Raw genomic sequence first — 20819 nt, forward strand, 5'->3', positions numbered from 1 at the left:
CCGTTAACGCACTGTCTTCAGCTTGAAGATGAAGCCGCCTCAGGCTGGCGATTGAACCGGGTAACAAGCCGGTCCAACAGCCACACCACCACCAGCGAAGCCCCCACCAACGGGAACACCAGCGCCAGGGCCAGCATGATGAACACCCCGGTTTTCCAGGTCGGCAGATCGTGGCGCAGCGGCGGCACGCCGAACTTGCCCTGGGGCCGGCGCTTCCACCAGATCACCAGGCCACTCACGGCGCTGAGCAGGATCATCAGGCAAACCAGCAGCACGAGGATTTGGTTCACCGGGCCGAACATCTTGCCTTCGTGCAGCATCACGCCGGTTTCGGTGGCGCGGGCCACGACGCTGTAGTGCTCCCAGCGCACATCGGCCAGGACCTTGCCGGTGTACTGGTCCACGTGCAGGGTGGCGTCATTGCGTGGGTCATCGGCGAACACGGCGACGGTGAATACGCCGCTGGCAGTGGTCGGCAGGGTGATGCTGTAGCCGGGCGTGACCTGGCGCTCGGTGGCGATATCCTGCACCGCTTGCAGGCTGACGGTCGGGGCGGCGGGGCCTTCGTGCATGCCGCCGTGGCCCATGTGTTCGGCATGGTCGCCGGACATCGGCATCGGGGTGTTTTCCATGGCCCACGGCACGGTTTGGCGGTGGGCATTGTTGAGGCTGCCGGCCTCGACGTCGGACTTGGGCACGTCATTCCACATCGCCGCCGGGAAGCGGTTCCAGAGGTCGGCGTATTGCTTGCCCCAGAAGCCGGTCCAGGTCATGCCGCTGAGGAGCATCACCAGCAGGAACGCCGCGCCCCAGAAGCCGACGACGACATGCAAGTCACGCCAGAACAGCCGACCGCGCGCGTGCCAGCGCGGCCACAGCACACCGGCCGAGGATTGCCCGCGCGGCCACCACAGGTACAGGCCGGAGACCACCAGCACCACGCCCCAGCCGGCGGCCATTTCCACCAGCCGGTCCCCGACGGTGCCGATCAGCAACTCGCCATGGATCGCCCGGGCCATGGCTTGCAGGTTGTTCTTCGCATCCTGCTCGCCGAGCACGTCGCCGTGGTACGGGTCGATGAACACATTCAGTTCCCGGCCCTTGTCGATCACCACGAACTGCGCGCTGCGCTCGGCGTTGACCGGTGGCAGGTACTGTTTGACCTGGCCCTCGGGGTAGGCCTGGCGGACCTGCTTGAGCAGGTCGTCCGCCGCCAGGGTGTGATGCCCGGCCTGTACGTTCAACAGGCTGCCGTACATCAGTGGGTCGAGTTGCGGCTTGAACAGGTAGATGATGCCGGTCAGGGCCAGCATCACCATGAACGGCGCCACGAACAGCCCGGCATAGAAATGCCAGCGCCAGGCCAGGTTGTAGAAATTCGGTTTCGGTTGGCTCATTGCAAAGCGCTCCGCAGGGCTAATTGGGTTGTTATGTTTTTCGGTTGCTGCGCAACCGATCGCGGGCAAGCCTTGCTCCCACAGTCTTTGTCATTGCTGTGGGCCCCGTTGTGTTCCCTCAGCAATGGAGTACTTGTGGGAGCAAGGCTTGCCCGCGATGCTTTTAGAAACTCATGTCCACCTTGGTCCAGAGCGTGCGCCCCGGTTCGTTGATGGCCTGGGGATCGCTCGCCGGGTAGCCGAACCCGGCGTTGCCGGCCAGGTTCAAGTGCTCGGCGTAGGCTTTGCCAAACAGATTGTCGACACCGCTGCTGACCTTCCAGTGTTGATTGATGCGGTAGGCGCCGTTGAGGGAAAAGACCCCGAAGCCCGAGCTTTTACCGTAGTCCTTGCCGACCACGTTGCCCTTGTTCTCATCGACCCGGTGTTGCGCCGCCACCACCCGCCACAGGGCCCCGGCGCTCCAGCGGTCTTCGCTGTAGGTCAGGCCCAGGCGTGCGTCCAGTGGCGGCATTTGCGCCAGGGCGCTGCCGTCGCTGCTGTTCTTGCCCCAGGCATAGGCCAGGGTGGCGTCGGCTTTCCAGCGCTCGCTCAGCTTGTAGGCCGCACCCAATTCACCGCCCATGATCCGCGCATCGATGTTCTCGGCTCGGGAGGTGGTACCCATCATTCCGGGGGTGTAGTCGAACAGTATGTAGTCGCGCACCTGCCCGACATAACCCGAAGCCCAGGCTTCGAGAGTGTCGGTCTTGTACTGCAGGCCGAAGTCGAGCTGGGTGGTTTTCTCCGGCTTGATCGCGTCGAAGGCATTCAACGAGCCGCTGGGGCCGACGTTCGCCGAGAACAGCTCCCAATAGTCCGGGAAGCGTTGCGCGTGACCGACGCCTGCGTAGAGGGTAGTGGGGCTGTCGTCCAGGTCGTGTTCGTAACGGACGAAACCGCTGGGCAGTGTGTCGGCGCGAGTGTCGTCGGCGGTGGGGTTGGGGCGAGCGGACATGCCGGAACCGATGCTCTGGCGGTAATCCTTGGCCGAGGCGCGGTCGAGCCGGGCGCCAGTGATCACCCGGTCGCGGTCGGCGGCGTACCAGGTCAGTTCGCCGAACACCCCGTAATTGTGGAAGTCGGCGTCCTTGGTGTACGGCAGGTCCTTATAGGTATCCACGCCCATGCTGCTGCGTTGGCGATGCTCGTTGGTCTGGGCGTCCAGGCCGCTGATCAATTGCACATCGGCCCAGTGCCAAGTGGCCTTGACGCGGGCGCCGAGGGTGCGACGGTCGACGTTGGAGGCCATGGGCCCGGCCATCATTCCGGTGCCGGACGGCGTGCGCAGCGTGTAGTTGTCCATCACGTGGTCGGCGTAGTTGTAGTAGACCTGGGCCTCGATCTTGTCCAGCACCTCGCCGATGTTCGAGCGCTCGAACCGCAGCCCGAGGCTTTCGCGCTTGAACTGCGAGCCGTCCATGCCGCGCCCGGCGTAGCGCGCTTCACCGTCGCCCTTGCCGGCGGTCAATTCCAGCAGGGTGTCGGCGTCCGGTGTCCAGCCGAGGGTGACATCGCCATTCCACTTGTCATAGCGCGATGGCACGGTGTCGTTGTTGCCGTCGCGGTAATCGTCCGAATGGGCGGTGTTGCCGATCACCCGTACGTAACCCAGCGGGCCACCGGCGGCGGCATCCACCACTTTGTCGAAACGGCCGTTGGAGCCGGCCAGCACGCTGGCGTTGACCCGGGTGCCCAGCTCGCCGAACTGCTCCGGCTCGCGCTCGAACAGCACGGTCCCGGCCGATGCGCCGGGGCCCCAGAGTACGGTTTGCGGGCCTTTGATGACGGTGAGCTTGTCGTAGGTTTCCGGCGAGATGTAGGACGTCGGCGCGTCCATCCGGCCCGGGCAAGCACCCAGCAGCATGCTGCCGTTGGTGAGGATGTTCAGCCGCGAGCCAAACATGCCGCGCAACACCGGGTCGCCATTGGTGCCGCCGTTGCGCACCAGGGCGAAGCCGGGAATGGTCTTGAGGTAGTCGCCACCATCACTGGCCGGTACCGGTTGGCGCGGATCCTTGGGGTTGGTGACGACGGTCAGGGGCGAGCTGGGGGCGATGGCGGTGATGACCGTCGGGCTCAGTTCTTCGACCTGATGGTCGTGATGTTCGTGCTCATCGGCCAGCACGAGTGGGGTGAGTAGCAGGCCGCACAGTGCGGCGATGGTTTGGCGCAAACGAACCCGTGGCTCGTTCAGGGGGCAGCGAACCTGGGCAGAGCCCAACGCGATGCCAGCAGAAAACCTGGACATGATGATTCCATCGAACAGACATAAACGACACGGTCGGGCAGCCTGAGGCTGTCTTGTGCGACCGGGGTGAGGTAAGTGTCGGGCTTACGCGTCGAGGGGCGGGGCGCGGGTGCGGGCACCCGGGAAGAGCGCTGGCCGGGCATGGCCCAGGCGTGGGGAAGGGCTGGTGTAGGTGTTGGTGTGAGGTGTGTCGAAGACGGCGAAGGTGTGGCCGCCGGGTAGCGCCGGGCAGTTAAACAGCAGGCTGCAATAACCGCATTTTTCCCAAAGCGCATGATGCTCGCTGCTCTGGGGCGGGCAATGTTCGGCTGCCGGCGCTTCGTGCGCCGTCATGTCCATGCTCATCTCCATGTTCATGCTCACAGGCATGGACATGCGCTGATCCATCGGCATCGACTGGGAAATCAGCGGACCGATAAAGATCATCAGCATGGCGAACAGGCTGATCCAGCTGCCGCGTGTCAGGCTCATGGGCTGACGGCGGGGCATGGACAGTCTGGCGCGAAGAGATTGCACGGGCGGCTACGTCTACTGGGCGTGCACGTGTGTCTTGGTGCCGTCGGGCGCTTTTTTCTGCACCGCAACGTCGACCGTGACATCCCTGGCTTTTTCGAAATGCAGGGTCATGGGGAAACGTTTGCCATCGATGAGCAGGCTGCGGTCTGTTAGCTCCAGCAGCATCACGTGATACGCCATCGGCGCGAAGGTGACGGTCGCCCCGGGGGCGATCTCGACGACGGGCACCGGTTGCATCTTCATCAGGTCGTTTTGCATCACATGCTCATGGAGCTCGGCCTTGCCGGCGATGGGCGATTCGACGCTGAGCAGTTTGTCCGCCGTCTTGCCGCTGTTGTGGATGACGAAATACGCGGCCACGGTCGGCGCATTGGGCGGCAACTCTTGAGACCATGGGTGGGCTATTTCAAGATCGCCTGCCTTGTACTGGTGAGCTTGGGCGAAACCGACGGGAAGCAGCAGGGCAGCCAGCAGGATAAGTCTGTTCAACATGGCAATTCTCCGGAACGATTCAGGGCGCAGTTTTATGCGGGAAGAATCAGACCAGAGGCGAGGCGCGGGGATTGAGGCTGGGCCATTGCTGGCGCGGCGTGGGGCTGTCGAGCTTCGAGTGGACGGCACTGCGATGGGCCAGCTGTGCATCCAGATACAACTGCGGGGTATGCCCGGCAAGCGCGACCAACGGCGCCGGGCCTGAGCAGCACCAGCAATGTTGCATCGTCGAGTGATTGTCGTTCTGTGGCGTGCCCTGTTCGAACGTGCCCAGGGACACCGCGACCATTTTCGTGCCGCTGGACGAGCAGAAACTGCCCCACAGCAGTTGCTCGGCTGGCGAGTTGGCCGTCGCGCCAGCGCTGTTGGAAAGCGGCATAGCAAGCATGTTGAACAGCACTGCGAAGCAGGCGATCCAGGCAAATGCAAGCCGTTGTCGGGACATGGGGCAATCCGCTCGGTTGGGCGATCAGGTGGCGGTATTTAGCCTGATCGGGGTTGAGAAGTAAAAAAGCCACGTGCGGTGTAGGGTCGCAGGGTTGGTGTTAACAGTAGCAATAGATTTTCAAGTAGGCGCCCAGTATCCCATCACCGTTATCTTCTTCGAAACAGGAAACCCGATAAGCGACCATTTCCTCATGTGTATTGAGATAGGTGGCAGCGTCGAAGCGCGTGAATTTTTCGACCATGGCTGGCCCCTCATCGGGAGACCTCTTTGGGGCTGCTGCGCAGCCCAGCGGGAGCAAGCTCCCTCGCCACGGTGCGGCTGTACGGTCAGGCCAACTGTTGCAGCTCCTGCAACACCTCATCCACCGTCCCAAACTCCCGATCCACCTCTGGCAACACCGGCCGCTTCAACACCAACACCGGCACCCCTCGCTCCCTTGCCACGTCCAGTTTCGGTTCAGTAGCCGTGCTGCCGCTGTTCTTGCTCACCAGTACGTCGATTCGCCGTCGCTCGAACAGTTCACGCTCGCTCTCGATGTGAAACGGCCCACGGGCCCCAATCACGTCGCAGCGCTCATTACCGGGGTAAACGTCCAGGGCGCGCAGGGTCCAGAATTGCTCTAACGGAATTTCATGCAGATGTTGCAGCGGCTCACGACCGAGGGTGAACAGCGGGCGGTGGAAGGGTTGCAAGGCCTGGATCAGTTCGCTCCAGTCAGCCACTTCGCGCCAGTCATCGCCGGCCCGGGGTTGCCAGGCCGGACGGCGCAGCGCCCAGCAGGGAATGCCACAGGCACGGGCCGCGTGGGCGGCGTTGTGGCTGATCTGGGCGGCGTAGGGGTGGGTGACGTCTAGCAGCAGGTCGATACCTTCGGCGCGGATGAATTGCGCCAGCCCTTCGGCGCCGCCGTAGCCGCCGACGCGCACCTGGCAGGTCAGGTCCGTGGGGATGCGACCGATGCCGGCCAGGCTGTAGATGTGTCGGGGCCCGAGGGTGCGGGCGATGGCCAGGGCTTCTGTGACGCCACCGAGCAGCAGGATGCGTTTCGTGACAACGCTCTTCATGATAAAGCTCCGGCGTGACCGACGATCCCGCCCTGACGGTCGATGGCGAAGACTTCGACCTGGACCTGGGCCGGCACCACACTGCGGGCGAAGGCCAGCGCGTGCTCGCACACCGCGTCACCGAGGGCGATGCCGGCGGCGCTGGCCATCGCCAGGGCTTGTTGGCTGGTGTTGGCCTGGCGGATGCCTTGCTGCAACGCCTCATCGGCACCGATGGCGGCGGCCCATTCGGCCAGTTGTGGCAGGTCGATGCTCGAGTGGCGGCTGTGCAGGTCCATGTGGCCGGCGGCGAGTTTGCTGATTTTGCCAAAGCCGCCGCAGAGGCTGAGTTTTTCCACCGGCACCTTGCGCAGATGTTTGAGCACGGCGCCGACGAAGTCGCCCATTTCGATCAGGGCGATTTCCGGCAGGTTGTAGACCCGGCGCATGGTGTCTTCGCTGGCATTGCCGGTGCAGGCGGCGATGTGCAGGTAGCCGTTGGTTTTCGCCACGTCGATGCCTTGATGAATCGAGGCAATGTAGGCCGCGCAGGAGAACGGCCGGACGATGCCGCTGGTGCCGAGGATTGACAGGCCGCCGAGGATGCCCAGTCGCGGGTTCATGGTTTTCAGCGCCAGGGCTTCGCCGTCCTGAACATTGACCGTGACTTCGAAACCACCGGCATAAGCGCTTTCCTCGGCCAGACGGCCCAGGTGATCGTTGATCATTTTGCGCGGCACCGGGTTGATCGCCGGCTCGCCGACGCCCAGCACCAACCCCGGTCGCGTCACCGTGCCCACGCCGCGACCGGCGACGAAACGCACGCCGGGTTCGGCGATCAAGCGCACCTGGGAAAACAGCAGGGCGCCGTGGGTCACGTCCGGGTCATCGCCGGCGTCCTTGATCGTCCCGGCCTCGGCGCCTTGCTCGGTCAGTCGGCAGAACTCCAGGCGCATCTGTACTTGCTTGCCCTTGGGCAGCACGATTTCCACGGCGTCGGCTTCGGTGCCGCGCAGCAGCAAGCGGGCTGCCGCCAGACTGGTGGCCGTGGCGCAACTGCCGGTGGTCAAGCCGCTGCGCAGGGGGGCGGGTTGTTCGGCGGTTTCGTCACGCATCGAGAGGTTTCGTCAGGTCCAGCAAGGTAATCGGCAAGGCCTGGCGCCAGGTGTCGAATTCGCCCAATGGCTGGGCCTGGGCGATGTGGATCCGGGTCAGTTCACCGCCGTGACGTTCGCGCCAGTGCATCAGGGTCATTTCGCTTTGCAGGGTCACGGCGTTGGCGACCAGCCGACCGCCGGGCTTGAGTTGGGCCCAGCAGGCGTCGAGCACGCCTTCGCGGGTGACGCCGCCGCCGATGAACACCGCGTCTGGCCGCTCCAGGTTCTCCAGCGCCTGCGGGGCGCTGCCGCGAATCAGTTGCAGGCCGGGCACGCCGAGGGTATCGCGGTTGCGTTCGATCAAGGCTTGGCGACCTTCGTCGGCTTCGATGGCCAGGGCCCGGCAACTGGGGTGGCTACGCATCCATTCGATGCCGATGGAGCCGCTGCCGGCACCGACATCCCAGAGCAACTCGCCGGGGGTTGGGGCGAGGCGGGCGAGGGTGATGGCGCGCACGTCGCGTTTGGTCAACTGGCCGTCATGCTCGAACGCGGTGTCCGGCAAACCGGCCAGGCGCGACAGGCGCTGTGTCGACGGTTCGGCTCGGCATTCGACGGCGATCAGGTTCAGGTCGGCGACGGTGTCATCGGACCATTGCGCGGCGCAACCGTCGATCCGTCGTTCTGCCGCACCGCCCAAATGCTCCAGCACGGTCATGGCGCTCTGGGCGAAGCCGCGCTCGCATAGTAACGCCGCCACGGTGGCAGGGCTGTGGCGGTCGTTGCTCAGCAGCAACAGCCTGACGCCTGTGGATAAATGCCCATTGAGCGCCGTCAGGGGACGCGCCACCAGCGACAGCGTGACCACCTCCTGCAACGGCCAGCCCATGCGCGCCGCGGCCAGCGAACAGGAGGAGGGCGCGGGGATGACCAGCATCTGATCACTTGGCACCTGTTTCGCCAGGCTGGCGCCTACGCCGTAGAACATCGGATCGCCGCTGGCCAGTACACACACGGGTTCACCCTGCCGAGCGAGCAGCGGTTCCAGGGAGAACGGGCTCGGCCACAGCTCCCGCTCGCCGCGGATACACAGTGGCAGCAGCGCCAGTTGCCGGTCGCTACCGACAATGTGTGACGCCCGCAGCAAGGCATGGCGAGCCGTTCGGCCCAGGCCCTTGAAGCCGTCTTCACCGATGCCCACTACGGTCAGCCAGGGGGTCATCTCTGTTCCTCGAATGAGTGGGGTTGATCGACAGGCACGTTGCCGCCGCGAACCGGGCCGCCATCATACCGCGCCCCGGCGGATCAGGCGCCTGGCGCAACATCATTGTGGCTGCTAGACCGCTATCGCGAGCAAGCCCGCTCCCACAGGGGATTTTGGGTGAACACGGAATCTGCGCCACAACCTGACCAAAACTGTGGGAGCGGGCTTGCTCGCGAAGGCGGCGGTCCATTCAGCATCAGCTTTTCAGACAGACCGCTATCGCGAGCAAGCTCGCTCCCACAGGGGATCTGGGGTGAACACAGAGTTTGTGCACAACCCAATCAAAACTGTGGGAGCGAGCTTGCTCGCGATGGCGGCGCAACAGCCAACCTCATTGGAACAAGCCGCCCGTGTTCTTGAGCAATCTCGCTTCAATCCGACCAGCAAGCTTTTCATGACCCCCGGCAAAGCAGGCATAATGGCGCTCCTTCGCCGTTGCGGCGTGCCTATCTACCGGTTATCCCTTGAACGAAACGTCCATCCTCCAACGTCATCCGCCCTTCGGGTTGCCCGGGGTTGCTGCGTGTTGTCCAGGCGTTGGACGGTGGGATCTGTCGGATCAAGCTCGATGGCGGGGCCATCCAAGGCGGATCAGGCCGAAGCCGTGGCGTCGGCCGCCGAGCGGTTTGCCGGGGGCGTGATCGAGGCGACCAACCGTGGCAACCTGCAAGTCCGCGGCATTGGCCTCGAACACGCTGCGTTGATCGAACAATTGCTGGCCGCCGGGCTTGGGCCTCGAACCCCGACTGGCGATGACGTGCGCAATCTGATGCTCAGCCCCGCGGCCGGGATCGATCGGCAGATGCTGTTCGACACCCGTCCATTGGCCGAGCAGATCCTCGTCACCCTGCAAACCCATGAACGTTTCCATGAACTGTCGGCCAAGTTCGCCGTGCAACTGGACGGCGGTGAAGCCATGGCGATGCTCGAACATCACCACGACCTGTGGCTCTCGGCCCTTGTCCATGACGGCGAGCCCTGGCTGGCCTTCGGCTTGGCCGGCACCCCGCTGGATGAACCGGCAGGCAGGGTGCCCCTGGCCCAGGGGCATGCCTTGGTGGTAGCGGTGCTGGAGCTGTTCCTCGACCTGGCCCGCCCGGACCAGATCCGCATGCGCCATTTGCTGGCTGAAATCCCCATGGATGAATTCATGGCCCAGTTGACCCGTCGCGTGCCGCTGCAAGCTTGCCTGGATTGGCAGCGGGATATGTCCAACGACGGACTGCACATCGGCGTCCATCCCCAGCACGACGATCGTGTCTACGTCGGCGCCGCAGCGCCCCTTGGCCGGCTCGATGCGGTCATGCTGCGGGAGGCGGCGCAGTTGGCACGGGAGAAGGGCGACGGCAGCCTTCGTTTCACGCCTTGGCAAAGCCTGTTGCTGCCCAACGTGTGCATCGAGGATGCCGACGAAGTGCTGGCGCAGCTCCAAACGCTGGGCCTGCTGGTTTCGGTCGACCAACCCCTGGCGCAACTCATCGCCTGCACCGGTTCCAGTGGCTGCGGCAAAGCCCTGGCCGACACCAAGGCCGACGCCCGCCAACTGGCCGAGCAGTTGCAGCGCGAGGGCCAAACCCTGAAGGTTCATCTGTCGGGCTGCCCGCGTTCCTGCGCGGCGGCCCATGTCGCGCCTGCCACCTTGCTGGCGGTCGCCCCCGGTCGTTACAACCTGTATTTTCGCGATGCCACGCTGCCGGGTTTCGGCGCGTTGCAGGCACACAATCTGACTATTGAAGCGCTCGGCCACTGGCTCGACGCTCGCCCCCGGAGCCCCCTTGATGCTTGATTACATCCGCGACGGTCAGGAGATCTATCGCAACTCCTTCGCGATCATCCGCGCCGAAGCCAACCTGGCGCGCATTCCGGCCGACTTGGAGAAACTCGCGGTGCGGGTGATCCACGCCTGCGGCATGGTCGAGGCCATCGATGGCTTGCAGTTTTCCGAGGGCGCGGGCACGGCTGGGCGCCAGGCGCTGGCTGCCGGCGCGCCGATCCTGTGCGATGCGCGGATGGTCTCCGAAGGCGTGACCCGGGCTCGCCTGCCGGCCAACAATCCGGTGATCTGCACCTTGCGCGACGAAAGCGTGCCGGCATTGGCCCTTGAACTGGGCAACACCCGTTCGGCCGCTGCGCTGGAGTTGTGGCGCCCACACCTTGAGGGCAGCGTCGTGGTCATCGGCAACGCACCGACCGCGCTGTTCTACCTGTTGGAAATGCTCGATGCCGGCGCGCCGAAACCGGCATTGATCCTCGGTTTCCCGGTGGGCTTCGTCGGCGCCGCCGAGTCCAAGGCGATGCTGGCGGCCAACAGCCGTGGCGTGCCATTCGTGATCATGCAAGGCCGCCTGGGCGGCAGCGCCATGGCCGCCGCCGCCGTCAACGCCCTCGCCACGGAGATTGAATGATGCAGCAGCCTGGACGTCTGATCGGCCTCGGCGTGGGCCCCGGTGACCCGGAACTGATTACGGTCAAGGCTCTGCGCCTGCTGCGCGAATCGCCCGTGGTGGCGTACTTCGTCGCCAAGGGCAAGAAGGGCAATGCCTTCGGTATCATCGAGGCCCATTTGCAGGACGCGCAGACGTTGCTGCCACTGGTCTACCCGGTCACCACCGAAGCGCTGCCTGCGCCGCTGTCCTACGAGCAGGTGATCGCCGATTTCTACGACACCGCCGCCGAACAGTTGGCCGTGCACCTGGATGCCGGTCGCGACGTGGCGGTGATCTGCGAGGGCGACCCGTTCTTCTACGGCTCCTACATGTACCTGCACGATCGCCTGGCCGAGCGCTATGAGGCCCAAGTCATTCCCGGCGTGTGCTCGATGCTGGGCGGCGCTTCGGTGCTCGGTGCACCGCTGGTCTATCGCAACCAGAGCCTGTCGGTGCTCTCCGGCGTCTTGCCCCATGACGATCTCAAGCGGCGCCTGGCCGATGCCGATGCGGCGGTGATCATGAAGCTGGGACGCAATTTTCCCAAGGTTCGCCAAGTGCTTCAGGAACTGGGCATGGATGGGCGGGCGCTGTACGTCGAGCGAGCGACCATGGCCAACCAGAAAATCGTGCCGTTGGATGAAGTCGAGCCGATGTCGTCGCCGTACTTCTCGCTGATCATCGTGCCGGGCGAACGGTGGCAGGGTTGATGGCCGCCAAGACGCCGGCCATCGTCATCCTCGGCCCCGGCAGCCTGGCAACGGCGCGACGGATCCAGCAGCGCTATCCCGAAGCCCTGATCCACGGCCTGGCCGGGCGGGTCGAGGGGGATCGGCAATACCTTGAGTTCGGCGCGACATTGCGCGAACTTTATCAACAGGACACCCCGATCATCGCCCTGTGCGCGGCGGGTATTGTCATCCGTACCCTGGCGCCGCTGTTGCTGGAAAAAGGCGCCGAGCCGCCGGTGCTGGCAGTGGCCGAGGACGGCAGCGCCGTGGTGCCGCTGTTGGGCGGCCTGGGCGGGGTGAATGGCATGGCCCGGGACATCGCGGCCACGCTGCATGTCGCGCCGGCGATCACCACCAGCGGCGAATTGCGTTTTGGCACCTGCCTGCTCAACCCGCCTAGCGGCTACAGCCTTGGCGACCTGGAGCAAGGCAAGCGCTTCGTCTCCGACCTGTTGGCCGGTGAATCGGTGCGCATCGAAGGCGCAGCACCGTGGCTGGATCAGGCGCAGTTGCCGCAAGATCCGCAAGCCCGACGCACGATCCACGTTGGCCATGCCGAACGTGAGGCGAGTGCCCATGAGCTGCTGATTTATCCGCGCAGTGTCGCGGTGGTGGTGAGCGCCGAGGTGGCTGATTTGCCAAGCGCTGTTCGTGCAGCGTTGCAGCAAGCCAACGTGGCGATTGCGAGCCTGGCGTGCCTGGTGGCGGCGGAGACGCTGATGGCCAGCACGGCCTTGCGTGAAGCCGCGTTGGAGTTCGGGGTGGCGCTGCGCTTTGTGGCGGCGACCGGCGATGCCGCCACCTTGGCCCGCGATTCGGTGCCGGCGGCGACCCTCCTTTCGACGACGGACAACCTGGCCATCGCCGTCGCCGCGCAGCCCTTGGAGGTGGCCCGGATCGGTCGTCCGCGTGGACGCCTGGCGGTGATCGGCCTGGGACCGGGCGCGGCCGAGTTGATGGTCCCGGCGGTGAAAGCCGAACTGGCGCGAGCCACCGATGTGCTCGGGTACGAAACCTATGTGCGCATGGCCGGTCCGTTTCGCGACGATCAAGTGCTGCACTGCACCGACAACCGCGAAGAAATGCAGCGCGCTCGCCACGCCTTTGAACTGGCTGCCCAAGGCCGTTCGGTGATCGTGGTGTCATCCGGCGACCCAGGTGTCTTCGCCATGGCGGCGGCGGTGCTCGAAGCGCTGCACGACTCCAGCGACCCAGCCTGGCATCAGGTTGACCTGGAGATCCTGCCCGGCGTGTCCGCCTCCCTTGCCACCGCTGCCCAGGCCGGTGCGCCGTTGGGGCATGACTTCTGCGTGATGTCGCTGTCGGACAATCTCAAGCCCTGGTCGATCATCGAAAAACGCCTGGACCTGGCTGCCGAAGCCGACCTGGCATTGGCCTTCTACAATCCGATTTCCCGTGCGCGACCGTGGCAATTGGGACGTGCGCTGGAGGTCGTCGCCCGGCATCGAACGCCGGAGACGCCGGTGGTGTTGGGGCGTGATATCGGCCGCCCGGGCCAGACCTTGCGTGTCACTACGTTGGGGCAACTGACCCCGGAGCAGGTCGACATGCGCACCATGGTGCTGATCGGTTCTTCCACCACCTGCATGTTCCCGCGCGCATCCGGTGGGAGCTGGGTGTACACGCCTCGTTGGTATGGGGCCAAACCTGCCTGAACCGCGACCCTGTTCTGGGCTGGGGGAGTTAGCGTGGCGAGGGAGCTTGCTCCCTCGCCACAGGATGAATATGGGCTTCAGAATTGCGCTCTCGATTTTTTCACTTTAGTTGTCGTCCGTATAAATAAAATAGCAAGTTGTAGTCTTGTTTCTCCTTTGAAATGCATTGAAAGCCTTCCTGTTTGAGTTGCTGGATTTTAAACGTTAGTTTGCATGCCTGATAAGTTGTCGGTGTGCGCTTGTCAGTGTTTGGCGAAACGTTCAGAGATCGCCAAGTTGCAAAATATTAGTTGAATAACAGCTCGCCAAAACACCTTCTGGTGGCGGCGTTTTTATGTGCCTGTTCTTTATGTGGCGGAACAGGCCAAGGAGTATCTTTTTATGCAGGAAGCGAACATCAAGACCGGCGACAGCTCGGTCGGTTTCATCAGCCTTTTCAAACTGGCCGACCTCGACCGGGCACTGTTGCCTTACAAGAACACTGAGCACTACGACACGGTCATCCGTTATTACTTTGCCTGTATCGGCATGCCGGATTCCCACAGGCTGCTCGAGCCATTAGGGCTCTTGAAGCAGACGCTCGCCAAGCTGGTGGGCAAGCGCAGGGTCAAGCGCAGCCAGGATACGCATATCTCCAGTCCTGCCGGTGCCGGGATTGACCTGCCGCAGATATACGACAGAGTCGAACAGCATGAAGCGCGCCTTCAGTTCAGTACCGAGCAGATGAAAAAGTTGCCCACGCAAGTACCTAAGACGTTTCACTTCGTCTGGCTCGGCGGTGGCCTTGGCGATATTCAGCGCGATTACCTCACTGTATGGCGAGAGGTGTTGGCCCGACAAGGTTATACCCTCAATCTCTGGTATGACAGCGATGCATTACTGGCTTGGCAAACCAATAAGCTTATTGTCGAGGCCGCCAAGGCCAATGTTTTTTTACAAGACCCGGATGAGCGTATTACCGAAGTCGAGTTGGGTGCCCTGTACAACGAACATGCCCTTGTTCTGAAACAACAGATGCAGGCCCATATCAATGCCGCGGTGGCGAATGGCGGATCCGCCGATGAGGCCCGGATCGATTTATTGACCCGCGCCTACGGTCAGGATGCGCAAGTGCTGCGCCAACAGTTGGAACGCAATCGGCGCACTGTCCTGGACATGGACGGCTTCACGTTGCGTGATCTTGCCGCTGGTGCGGTTTCGCTGCAGTTGCAGGAGGTCTATGACCGGGAGATGCGCTTGCTCGGCAATATGGCGGCGGCATCGGATGTGGTGCGCGCGGAAGTCCTGTACGCCGAAGGTGGCAGTTATACCGATATCGACCACCTTCCGCCGTTATCGGCGACCCTGGGCGGCGTCGACATCAGCGGTTTTGACTACGATGCCCGTCTGGGCACTCTGCAATTGCTGCTGAACGAGAACCCCGAATGGATGCCGGGTCGCCAGGCCTCCTCCCGTTATCGTGTGCATATACCTGCCGAGCACCTTCCGGCACTGGAAGCGTTCGCGCGAAGCCGGCCAAGCTTGAGCGAGGTCTTCGAGCTGCCGGCGGAGCGGCTGGCCCGGCCTTTCGCGCTACGGGCCTTGAGCATGGAGCTGTCGTTATCCAATGCCTTTCTGATGGCCCATCCGGGCGCCGGGATTCTTAAAAGCGTGATTGATCGTATGCGCTCCAACTACGCGCTGATTGAAGCGTCGGTCCAACTGGCCGCCCAGCGCGATGTTGCCCTGAGCGACGTTGCTGGCATGTTGGGGCTGGTGGAAGAAATCTTCGAACAAACCGATGGACCGCTGAGCCGCCTGCCGATGGGTGAAGTGCTCAGGGCTATCGCGCGAATATCGGCCGTGGCCACCCACTTCGGCGACGGCATTCGCTTTGAGAGCGAAGGCACCGTCCATCTGACGGGCCCCGGTGCCATGCGCGACGGCATGGCCGACTACGCGAACGCGCACTTGAGCACGGCAGTTGCCAAGACCTTGCGCGAGGAGGCGGGCATCGCCCCCCACCTGACGGTGAACAGCGCCACCGAAGAAGAGCAGGACCACTCCTGGAAAGAAAATGGCAACCAACCCGAAAAATGGGTCGCCAATGAGCAGGCACGCTGGCGTGAAGGTCAGTACCGCACGCGCTACAGCGGCGACATCACGCAGTTGCTCAAGCATTCGACCGTGGAGTTCCAACAGGGCTGGCCGCTGATCGAGGGGCGGGCGGTGCTGCTGACCGATGTGCTGGAACGATTGGTCGAGGGGCTCGGTGAGCCGTTCCTCGAGGCGATGAGCCAGGGCCATGACGGTGAAATCCGTTTCGACAAACCGTTGCCGCTGAGTTTCGATGATCGCCAGCGTATCCGGCGCCAGGCGCCCGATACGCTGGTGCCGGTGTTCCTGAGCGATGCCAAGATGCAAAGCCTGGGGATTGACGACGTGCTGAACGAGATCGCCAGCGGTACCCGGCGCGTCATTGAGGTCAGCCCTGTGCAAAGGTTGTCACTGGGCGTGTTGCTCGGTTTGGACACCTTGGATAACCCGCGCTTCAACGCTTCCACCAGTGAGCTGGAGAACCTGGCCAACAGCGTTGCCGAACAGGGTGTGTCCGGCCGTTACGCGGTCATCGAGCGGCAATTGTTCAAGCGCAAGGCGGCAGGGTTCATGAACGGCCTGGTGAGCGATCCGGCGGATACCCCGCTGCCGTCCGACAGCGCGCTGGAGCTGAAGAAAACCGCCTTGAAACAGGCGCGGACGCTGCTTCAGTGGGGCCGTCATGTCGCGCGGATCCAGAAAGTGGCGACCCTGGAGCACCGTCTCCAGGTCGTCGAACGCTCCGCGCAAGTGTTGGACGGATTCGGTCATGCCGGTGTGCAAATGGTCCCCCAGGATTTGCTGCTCAACGGTGATGGCGAGGCCATTGGCGGGCGCTGCTATCCGTTGGCGTTGGTGATGAGCGCAGCGCTTGCCCAGGGCGATGCGTCCTCCGGGCACTTGCGCGAGCGTTTCTTCCTCGCGGTGCTCGACCCCGGGCAAGCCGATTCCCAAGCCTTCCTGCAAACCCTGGAAGCGCTGCGGGACGTACCGATGACGGATGTCGGAACGCGTCTGGGGCAGGCGAACCTGGATCAGGTCAGGGCCACGCTCGAGATACACACTGGCCCCCGTACGCTGATGCTCAACTCGGACAACCATTCGATGCTGGTGGCCAAGACCGTCAGCGGAGAACGTGCCGCCTATCATTTTTTCGACCCCAACTTCGGCCTGTGCAAGTTCGACCATGCGGATGGGCTGCAACGGGCGCTGGAGACGTTTTTTCGGACCGAGGGCATGGCTCGCTACTACGCCGCCTATGGCCCTGACGCTCGACCGGAATTCGATCTGATTGATCTGCACAGCCAAAAGATCGCCGGCTTGGAACTGGCTGACGGGTTCACCGTGGAGCACCTGCTCAAGCCCGACCCGTTGCCCGGAAAACCGGCGCTCGCGATTCGCCAGCGGCTGAACAGTGCCCACGGCAGATCCCTGGTGGACAACTCACACCTGGGCAGCAGTTTGCTCGAGCTGGATAGCCACTGGTGGGGCCAGCAGATCGCCCAGGCAACGGTCGCTTTGCAGGATTTGCATGACTCGGCGACGCCGCTGGTGCCCTTGTTCGACACGCTGGAAATCACGCCTGAAGGTAAATACCGGGTGAGCCTGATCGATCCCGCGCAACCGCAACAGCCGGTTCAGGTGCTCAGCGACGATCAGCGCCTGTTGCGGATCAAGAACTGGCTGTCGGAACAGTTTTCGACCCTGGCGCGCAAACCCGTGGAAACGGCTGGTGTCCTGGACCCGACCGAGGCCAGCAGTGTTCATACCCTCAATGCCGGTTTCACCATCCAGGCCTTGATGAATGTCTTGCGCGGCCGGGAAGGGGATGACCGAACGCTGACCACCGCGGTGCGCCTGCACGCGTACGTCAACTATGCGCAGTTGGTGCACGGCAATGTCGTGGACGTGGCGGGCCTGGTGCAGTTGGCCCGCACCGCGCTGACGGAAGAACGGCTGATCGCCCGCACGTGCGCGCCGATTGTCGGCCAGGCCCTGGGACATGCGGCCAACGAGGGCGCCGGCGCGGTGTTGGGGCTGGCCAATGTCGGCTTCGATATCTATCAACTGAAGACTGCGCAAACCGGCATCGAGACCGCGCAGTTCGGCACCCAACTGACCTTCGACTCTGCCAGCCTGGCCTTGACGGCGGGCGGCGTCGGGGCGGGGTTGGCCGGGGCATCGACCGCGGCGGCGGTGCTCGGCGGCGTGGGGGTGATGCTCGGTGGATTGGCCGTCGGGGTCGCAGCCCTGGCCCAGGGGTTTGCCACCATCGCCCGCGAGGCACGGCAAGTCGGCCAGTTTTTCTCCGACCTGGAGCAGGCCTACCGTGGTGACGGCTACCACTACGATCACTCGCTGGCCGCATGGGTGGCACGGCCGTCACTGCTGGTCAAAAGCATCGACCTGAACGAGGGGACGCTGCTGCTCGACAGCCCGAAGCTGTACCCGCTGCGCGATCATTTCGGTGTGCCGAGCTTCGATCCTGATGACGAGCGGACCATCGATATTCGCCGGGAGCTAGGGTTGCCCGGGCAGGTCGGGTTCGCGCCGCCCGCTGGCCAACCCATCGTGCTGCCCTGCACGCCACAAACCACGTACGGCTATGAATACAAGGCGCTGCCCTTCGCCCGCTGGCGCCATGATCGCGGTTTCGACACGGCCCGGCGGCTGGAGAAAAAGCAAGCGGACGGCACCTGGTTGTTTCTGTTCTCGTTCTATTCGTTTCCTTCCGACTACATCCTCAATCGCCTGAGCCCGGTGTATGGCGATACGGTCATCAAGGTGAACCTGGATGCGCTGGAGCGCACACTGGTGGTTCCCGTCCTGCCGGATGCCTGGCAAGGAAAGGTGTTCTATTGGCTCAGGGGCGCGGGCGGGCGCTGTACCGTGATGCTCAATCCCGGGGCCGACATACGGCTTGTCGCTCCGAACCAGACGTATTGCCGCTGGGTGTTGCAGGCAACCTGGGCCAAGGAGCGTGATATCCGGGTTGAGCCTTCCGGCGAGCTGTACATCGGCAGCGTCCATGTCACCCGTGTCGGCCGCCAGGAAGTGCTGATCCGCACGGCCGAGCAGTTGTTCAGCGTCACCCAAGGCAAACAGCAACTGGACCTGGTCGAGCAGACGGCGCCCGCGGGGCTCGACGAGCAGGCGCTGCTTGACCGCTACAAGGAGCTGGCGCGGGAGCATCGATTGGCGCTGCCGTATACGCCGGTCCAGCGTTTCCAGATCCCGTTCGAGGATGCCCGGCTACCGCGCTACACCACGGCCTGGTATGACGCCCACGAAGACCGCTTCCTCTACATTCGCGACGACTTGGAAGTGCTCGGCGAACCGCAGCTGTCGGTGGTCCTGGAGGGCTCTGCGTATTTCCACGACCCGGAGCAATTGCAGATCTGGCAAACGGACTGCGCCACGGGCCTGCTCAAGCGCCGTTACCTGTTACTCATCCAGGATGGCCAAAGCACCATTCGCAGCGTCGAGGCGGACGCCCAGGGCGTGATTCATGTGGTGCAGGAATACCTCGTCGAGAATAAAACCGTCCGGCAATACCGCTACCTGATTCATGACGGGCAATTGTGGTTGAGTTCCGTCACCTACGATACGGCGCCGCAGTTGCAAGCGCTGCTGTTGGCCAACGATACCCTGGCTGAGTGGTCGTCCGTGCTCGGCAACTTTTTGCGACTGCCCTCCGGTCCTTCGGACAATGGGCTCACCACCGTCGATTGGCAGCCGGCGCCGTATGTTTCGATCTGCTGGGCGATTGCGCCCGATGTCCGAGACATGGCGTGGGTCCGCCGTCGTGATCGTCAGCTGATCCTTGCACAACCGGCCAAGCATCATGCCCGTGGCTGGGACGATTCGATCAAGCACCTGGACGGCCTGATGCTCTTGCCGATGGCCGATGACAGCGATGTGTTCTTCGTCTACCAGCGCGTCACCCCCAACCAAACGCTCTGCCGGCTGCAACGCAGCGTGAAGGACGGCAAGGCGCAATGGACGCATCGCTGGGTGCAGCCCGACGGACTCAAGCAGATCCTGGCTGTCGAAGGGGGCTACGTGACGCTCGATGAAAACGGGCTGTTTTTCAACCTGGCGGCGCAAGGGACGTTGCAGTTTGCCGGCGTGAGTGAGCACTGGCTCAAGGGCCGTGCCCGATGGTGGCAGGCGCTGGAGCCGCTGGCCAAGGGTTACCCGGACAAGGATTTCGCCATTGCCGGCCTGCGCAATGCCGCCGGTGACGGCAACCTCTGTGCCTGGTACGTGAAGCACCGATTGTTGTTGTGCGATCCGGGGTTCGACAAGGAAGTGCGCTTGCTCGGCGTGACGCCGGACAATCAGTCGGTCTGGCTGTTCGATCGGTCGAGCGGTGAAGTCGTGAGCCAGGCATTCTTCGATCCGCAGCAACTCGATCAGGTATTCGGCGCCGGCTCGCAACTGTTGCCGGGCGCCAGCCTGCCAGCTTATCAGCGCGAGTGGACGGGCTGGCGGTTCGCCGATGTCACCCCCGAAGGCACTGGATTGCGTGGCATCAGCGTGGACGGTGTGTCGCTGGCGCTGCGTCATCAGGAAACGGCGACCATCACCGGGGTCAACCACGCCTGGGTGAGCGCCCAAGGGGATCACTTGGTCGAAGCCCTCCAGCGATTGCTGGACGCGGCGCAACATACCGAGTTCGTCTCGGTGGAGTCCGAGCCCGGAAGCCTGCAATGGTACGACGTGCAAAGTGCCCGGCTGCTGCGGGTCACCGGCAAGAACTTGCCCGAGGACTTTACCTTGCTAGGCACTCAAGCCCAGGTGAACGTGCTGCTGCACGAGCACCAGGCTGGGCGGGTGCTGATCTATCCGGACAAGCGCAGCATCGGGCCGTTCGATTACGTCCAGCGCAACGCTCAGGTGCTGGTGGTCGAGGGGGAGAAGATCGGCCGCGATCTCTTGCCGCTGATTCCCGATGAGGTCAACCGGTTGATCCTGCGCATGGGCCAGGGCGTGGAGACCTGCCATTTGACGAAGGCGGTGTGGCTGAAGCTGGAGTCGGTCATTGTCGACTGTCGTCCTGCCTTGGGTGAAACACCCGCCACGGCGAGCACGTTGATCTGGGCATTCGATGAGCCTGGAAAACTCCTGTTCGAGATCGTCCAGGCGCACCTGGTCATTGTCGATCCGGACAGTGAACGCTGCTTGATCCTGCGTGATGTGTGTTCCGTCGATCCGGTCTTGCGCGGTGAAATAGGCCTGGGCTTCAACGCTGCGCAATCGCGCCCGGTATCGACGTTCGTGGCGCGGTTAAAGGGTCTGGGTGCGACTGGCAGTGCAACCCTGAAAGAGCTGCTGGCACCAGCGTCGCTTGCAGAATAAGC

General features: G+C 63.5%; 12 protein-coding genes and 1 pseudogene. 5 read left to right on the top strand and 8 right to left on the bottom strand.

All coding sequences use genetic code 11. The features are described from left to right. Positions 1 to 17: 17 nt before the first annotated feature. The 8 genes from PSH84_RS07795 to cbiE form a co-directional block, all read right to left on the bottom strand. Positions 18 to 1397, bottom strand: coding sequence for a PepSY-associated TM helix domain-containing protein (locus PSH84_RS07795; protein WP_305482506.1), 1380 nt, complete (start codon positions 1395 to 1397; stop codon positions 18 to 20). Positions 1398 to 1560: 163 nt separating this feature from the next. After that, positions 1561 to 3687: a TonB-dependent copper receptor gene (locus PSH84_RS07800; RefSeq protein ID WP_305482507.1), complete on the bottom strand. Its 2127-nt coding sequence runs from the start codon at positions 3685 to 3687 to the stop codon at positions 1561 to 1563. 84 nt (positions 3688 to 3771) lie between these two features. Beyond that, on the bottom strand, positions 3772 to 4158 hold the full coding sequence (locus PSH84_RS07805) for a DUF2946 domain-containing protein (protein ID WP_305471143.1): 387 nt from the start codon (positions 4156 to 4158) through the stop codon (positions 3772 to 3774). A gap of 57 nt (positions 4159 to 4215) precedes the next feature. Next, a complete protein-coding gene (locus tag PSH84_RS07810) occupies positions 4216 to 4695 on the bottom strand; it encodes a copper chaperone PCu(A)C (RefSeq protein ID WP_305482509.1) in 480 nt (159 codons plus the stop codon). A gap of 46 nt (positions 4696 to 4741) precedes the next feature. Continuing rightward, positions 4742 to 5140, bottom strand: a complete 399-nt coding sequence (locus tag PSH84_RS07815) for a DUF2946 domain-containing protein (RefSeq protein WP_305482511.1) — start codon at positions 5138 to 5140, stop codon at positions 4742 to 4744. Positions 5141 to 5469: 329 nt separating this feature from the next. Next, on the bottom strand, positions 5470 to 6207 hold the full coding sequence (locus PSH84_RS07825) for a cobalt-precorrin-6A reductase (protein ID WP_305482513.1): 738 nt from the start codon (positions 6205 to 6207) through the stop codon (positions 5470 to 5472). Next, complete coding sequence (locus PSH84_RS07830; RefSeq protein ID WP_305482515.1) at positions 6204 to 7301, bottom strand: cobalt-precorrin-5B (C(1))-methyltransferase; 1098 nt, start codon at positions 7299 to 7301, stop codon at positions 6204 to 6206. Before PSH84_RS07830 ends, PSH84_RS07825 begins: the two co-directional genes overlap by 4 nt. Further along, complete coding sequence (gene cbiE / locus PSH84_RS07835; RefSeq protein WP_305482517.1) at positions 7294 to 8505, bottom strand: precorrin-6y C5,15-methyltransferase (decarboxylating) subunit CbiE; 1212 nt, start codon at positions 8503 to 8505, stop codon at positions 7294 to 7296. Before cbiE ends, PSH84_RS07830 begins: the two co-directional genes overlap by 8 nt. A 506-nt stretch (positions 8506 to 9011) precedes the next feature. On the opposite strand from cbiE, the pseudogene cobG reads away from it, so the two are divergent. The 5 genes and pseudogenes from cobG to PSH84_RS07860 all read left to right on the top strand — a co-directional run bounded on the left by cobG (position 9012) and on the right by PSH84_RS07860 (position 20817). After that, positions 9012 to 10333 (top strand): annotated as a pseudogene (gene cobG / locus PSH84_RS07840) (precorrin-3B synthase). Continuing rightward, positions 10326 to 10952: a precorrin-8X methylmutase gene (locus PSH84_RS07845; protein ID WP_003197389.1), complete on the top strand. Its 627-nt coding sequence runs from the start codon at positions 10326 to 10328 to the stop codon at positions 10950 to 10952. Before cobG ends, PSH84_RS07845 begins: the two are co-directional and overlap by 8 nt. Further along, positions 10952 to 11683, top strand: coding sequence for a precorrin-2 C(20)-methyltransferase (locus PSH84_RS07850; protein WP_018608198.1), 732 nt, complete (start codon positions 10952 to 10954; stop codon positions 11681 to 11683). Before PSH84_RS07845 ends, PSH84_RS07850 begins: the two co-directional genes overlap by 1 nt. Further along, the gene (cobJ, locus tag PSH84_RS07855; protein ID WP_305482519.1) at positions 11683 to 13380 is read left to right on the top strand and encodes a precorrin-3B C(17)-methyltransferase; all 1698 of its coding nucleotides are present in this window, start codon (positions 11683 to 11685) and stop codon (positions 13378 to 13380) included. Before PSH84_RS07850 ends, cobJ begins: the two co-directional genes overlap by 1 nt. A gap of 381 nt (positions 13381 to 13761) precedes the next feature. Beyond that, positions 13762 to 20817: a TcdA/TcdB pore-forming domain-containing protein gene (locus tag PSH84_RS07860; RefSeq protein WP_305482521.1), complete on the top strand. Its 7056-nt coding sequence runs from the start codon at positions 13762 to 13764 to the stop codon at positions 20815 to 20817. The last annotated feature ends 2 nt before the right edge of the window (positions 20818 to 20819 follow it).

The organism is Pseudomonas beijingensis (genome assembly GCF_030687295.1).
Taxonomy (GTDB): Bacteria; Pseudomonadota; Gammaproteobacteria; order Pseudomonadales; family Pseudomonadaceae; genus Aquipseudomonas; species Aquipseudomonas beijingensis.

Excerpts from the sequence above, each read along its gene's own strand:
- cobJ (WP_305482519.1), top strand. The coding sequence starts at position 11,683 with ATGGCCGCCAAGACGCCGGCCATCGTCATCCTCGGCCCCGGCAGCCTG.
- PSH84_RS07850 (WP_018608198.1), top strand. The coding sequence starts at position 10,952 with ATGCAGCAGCCTGGACGTCTGATCGGCCTCGGCGTGGGCCCCGGTGAC.
- PSH84_RS07810 (WP_305482509.1), bottom strand. The coding sequence starts at position 4,695 with ATGTTGAACAGACTTATCCTGCTGGCTGCCCTGCTGCTTCCCGTCGGT.
- PSH84_RS07830 (WP_305482515.1), bottom strand. The coding sequence starts at position 7,301 with ATGCGTGACGAAACCGCCGAACAACCCGCCCCCCTGCGCAGCGGCTTG.
- PSH84_RS07815 (WP_305482511.1), bottom strand. The coding sequence starts at position 5,140 with ATGTCCCGACAACGGCTTGCATTTGCCTGGATCGCCTGCTTCGCAGTG.
- PSH84_RS07860 (WP_305482521.1), top strand. The coding sequence starts at position 13,762 with ATGCAGGAAGCGAACATCAAGACCGGCGACAGCTCGGTCGGTTTCATC.
- PSH84_RS07795 (WP_305482506.1), bottom strand. The coding sequence starts at position 1,397 with ATGAGCCAACCGAAACCGAATTTCTACAACCTGGCCTGGCGCTGGCAT.
- PSH84_RS07845 (WP_003197389.1), top strand. The coding sequence starts at position 10,326 with ATGCTTGATTACATCCGCGACGGTCAGGAGATCTATCGCAACTCCTTC.
- PSH84_RS07805 (WP_305471143.1), bottom strand. The coding sequence starts at position 4,158 with ATGAGCCTGACACGCGGCAGCTGGATCAGCCTGTTCGCCATGCTGATG.
- PSH84_RS07800 (WP_305482507.1), bottom strand. The coding sequence starts at position 3,687 with ATGTCCAGGTTTTCTGCTGGCATCGCGTTGGGCTCTGCCCAGGTTCGC.
- cbiE (WP_305482517.1), bottom strand. The coding sequence starts at position 8,505 with ATGACCCCCTGGCTGACCGTAGTGGGCATCGGTGAAGACGGCTTCAAG.
- PSH84_RS07825 (WP_305482513.1), bottom strand. The coding sequence starts at position 6,207 with ATGAAGAGCGTTGTCACGAAACGCATCCTGCTGCTCGGTGGCGTCACA.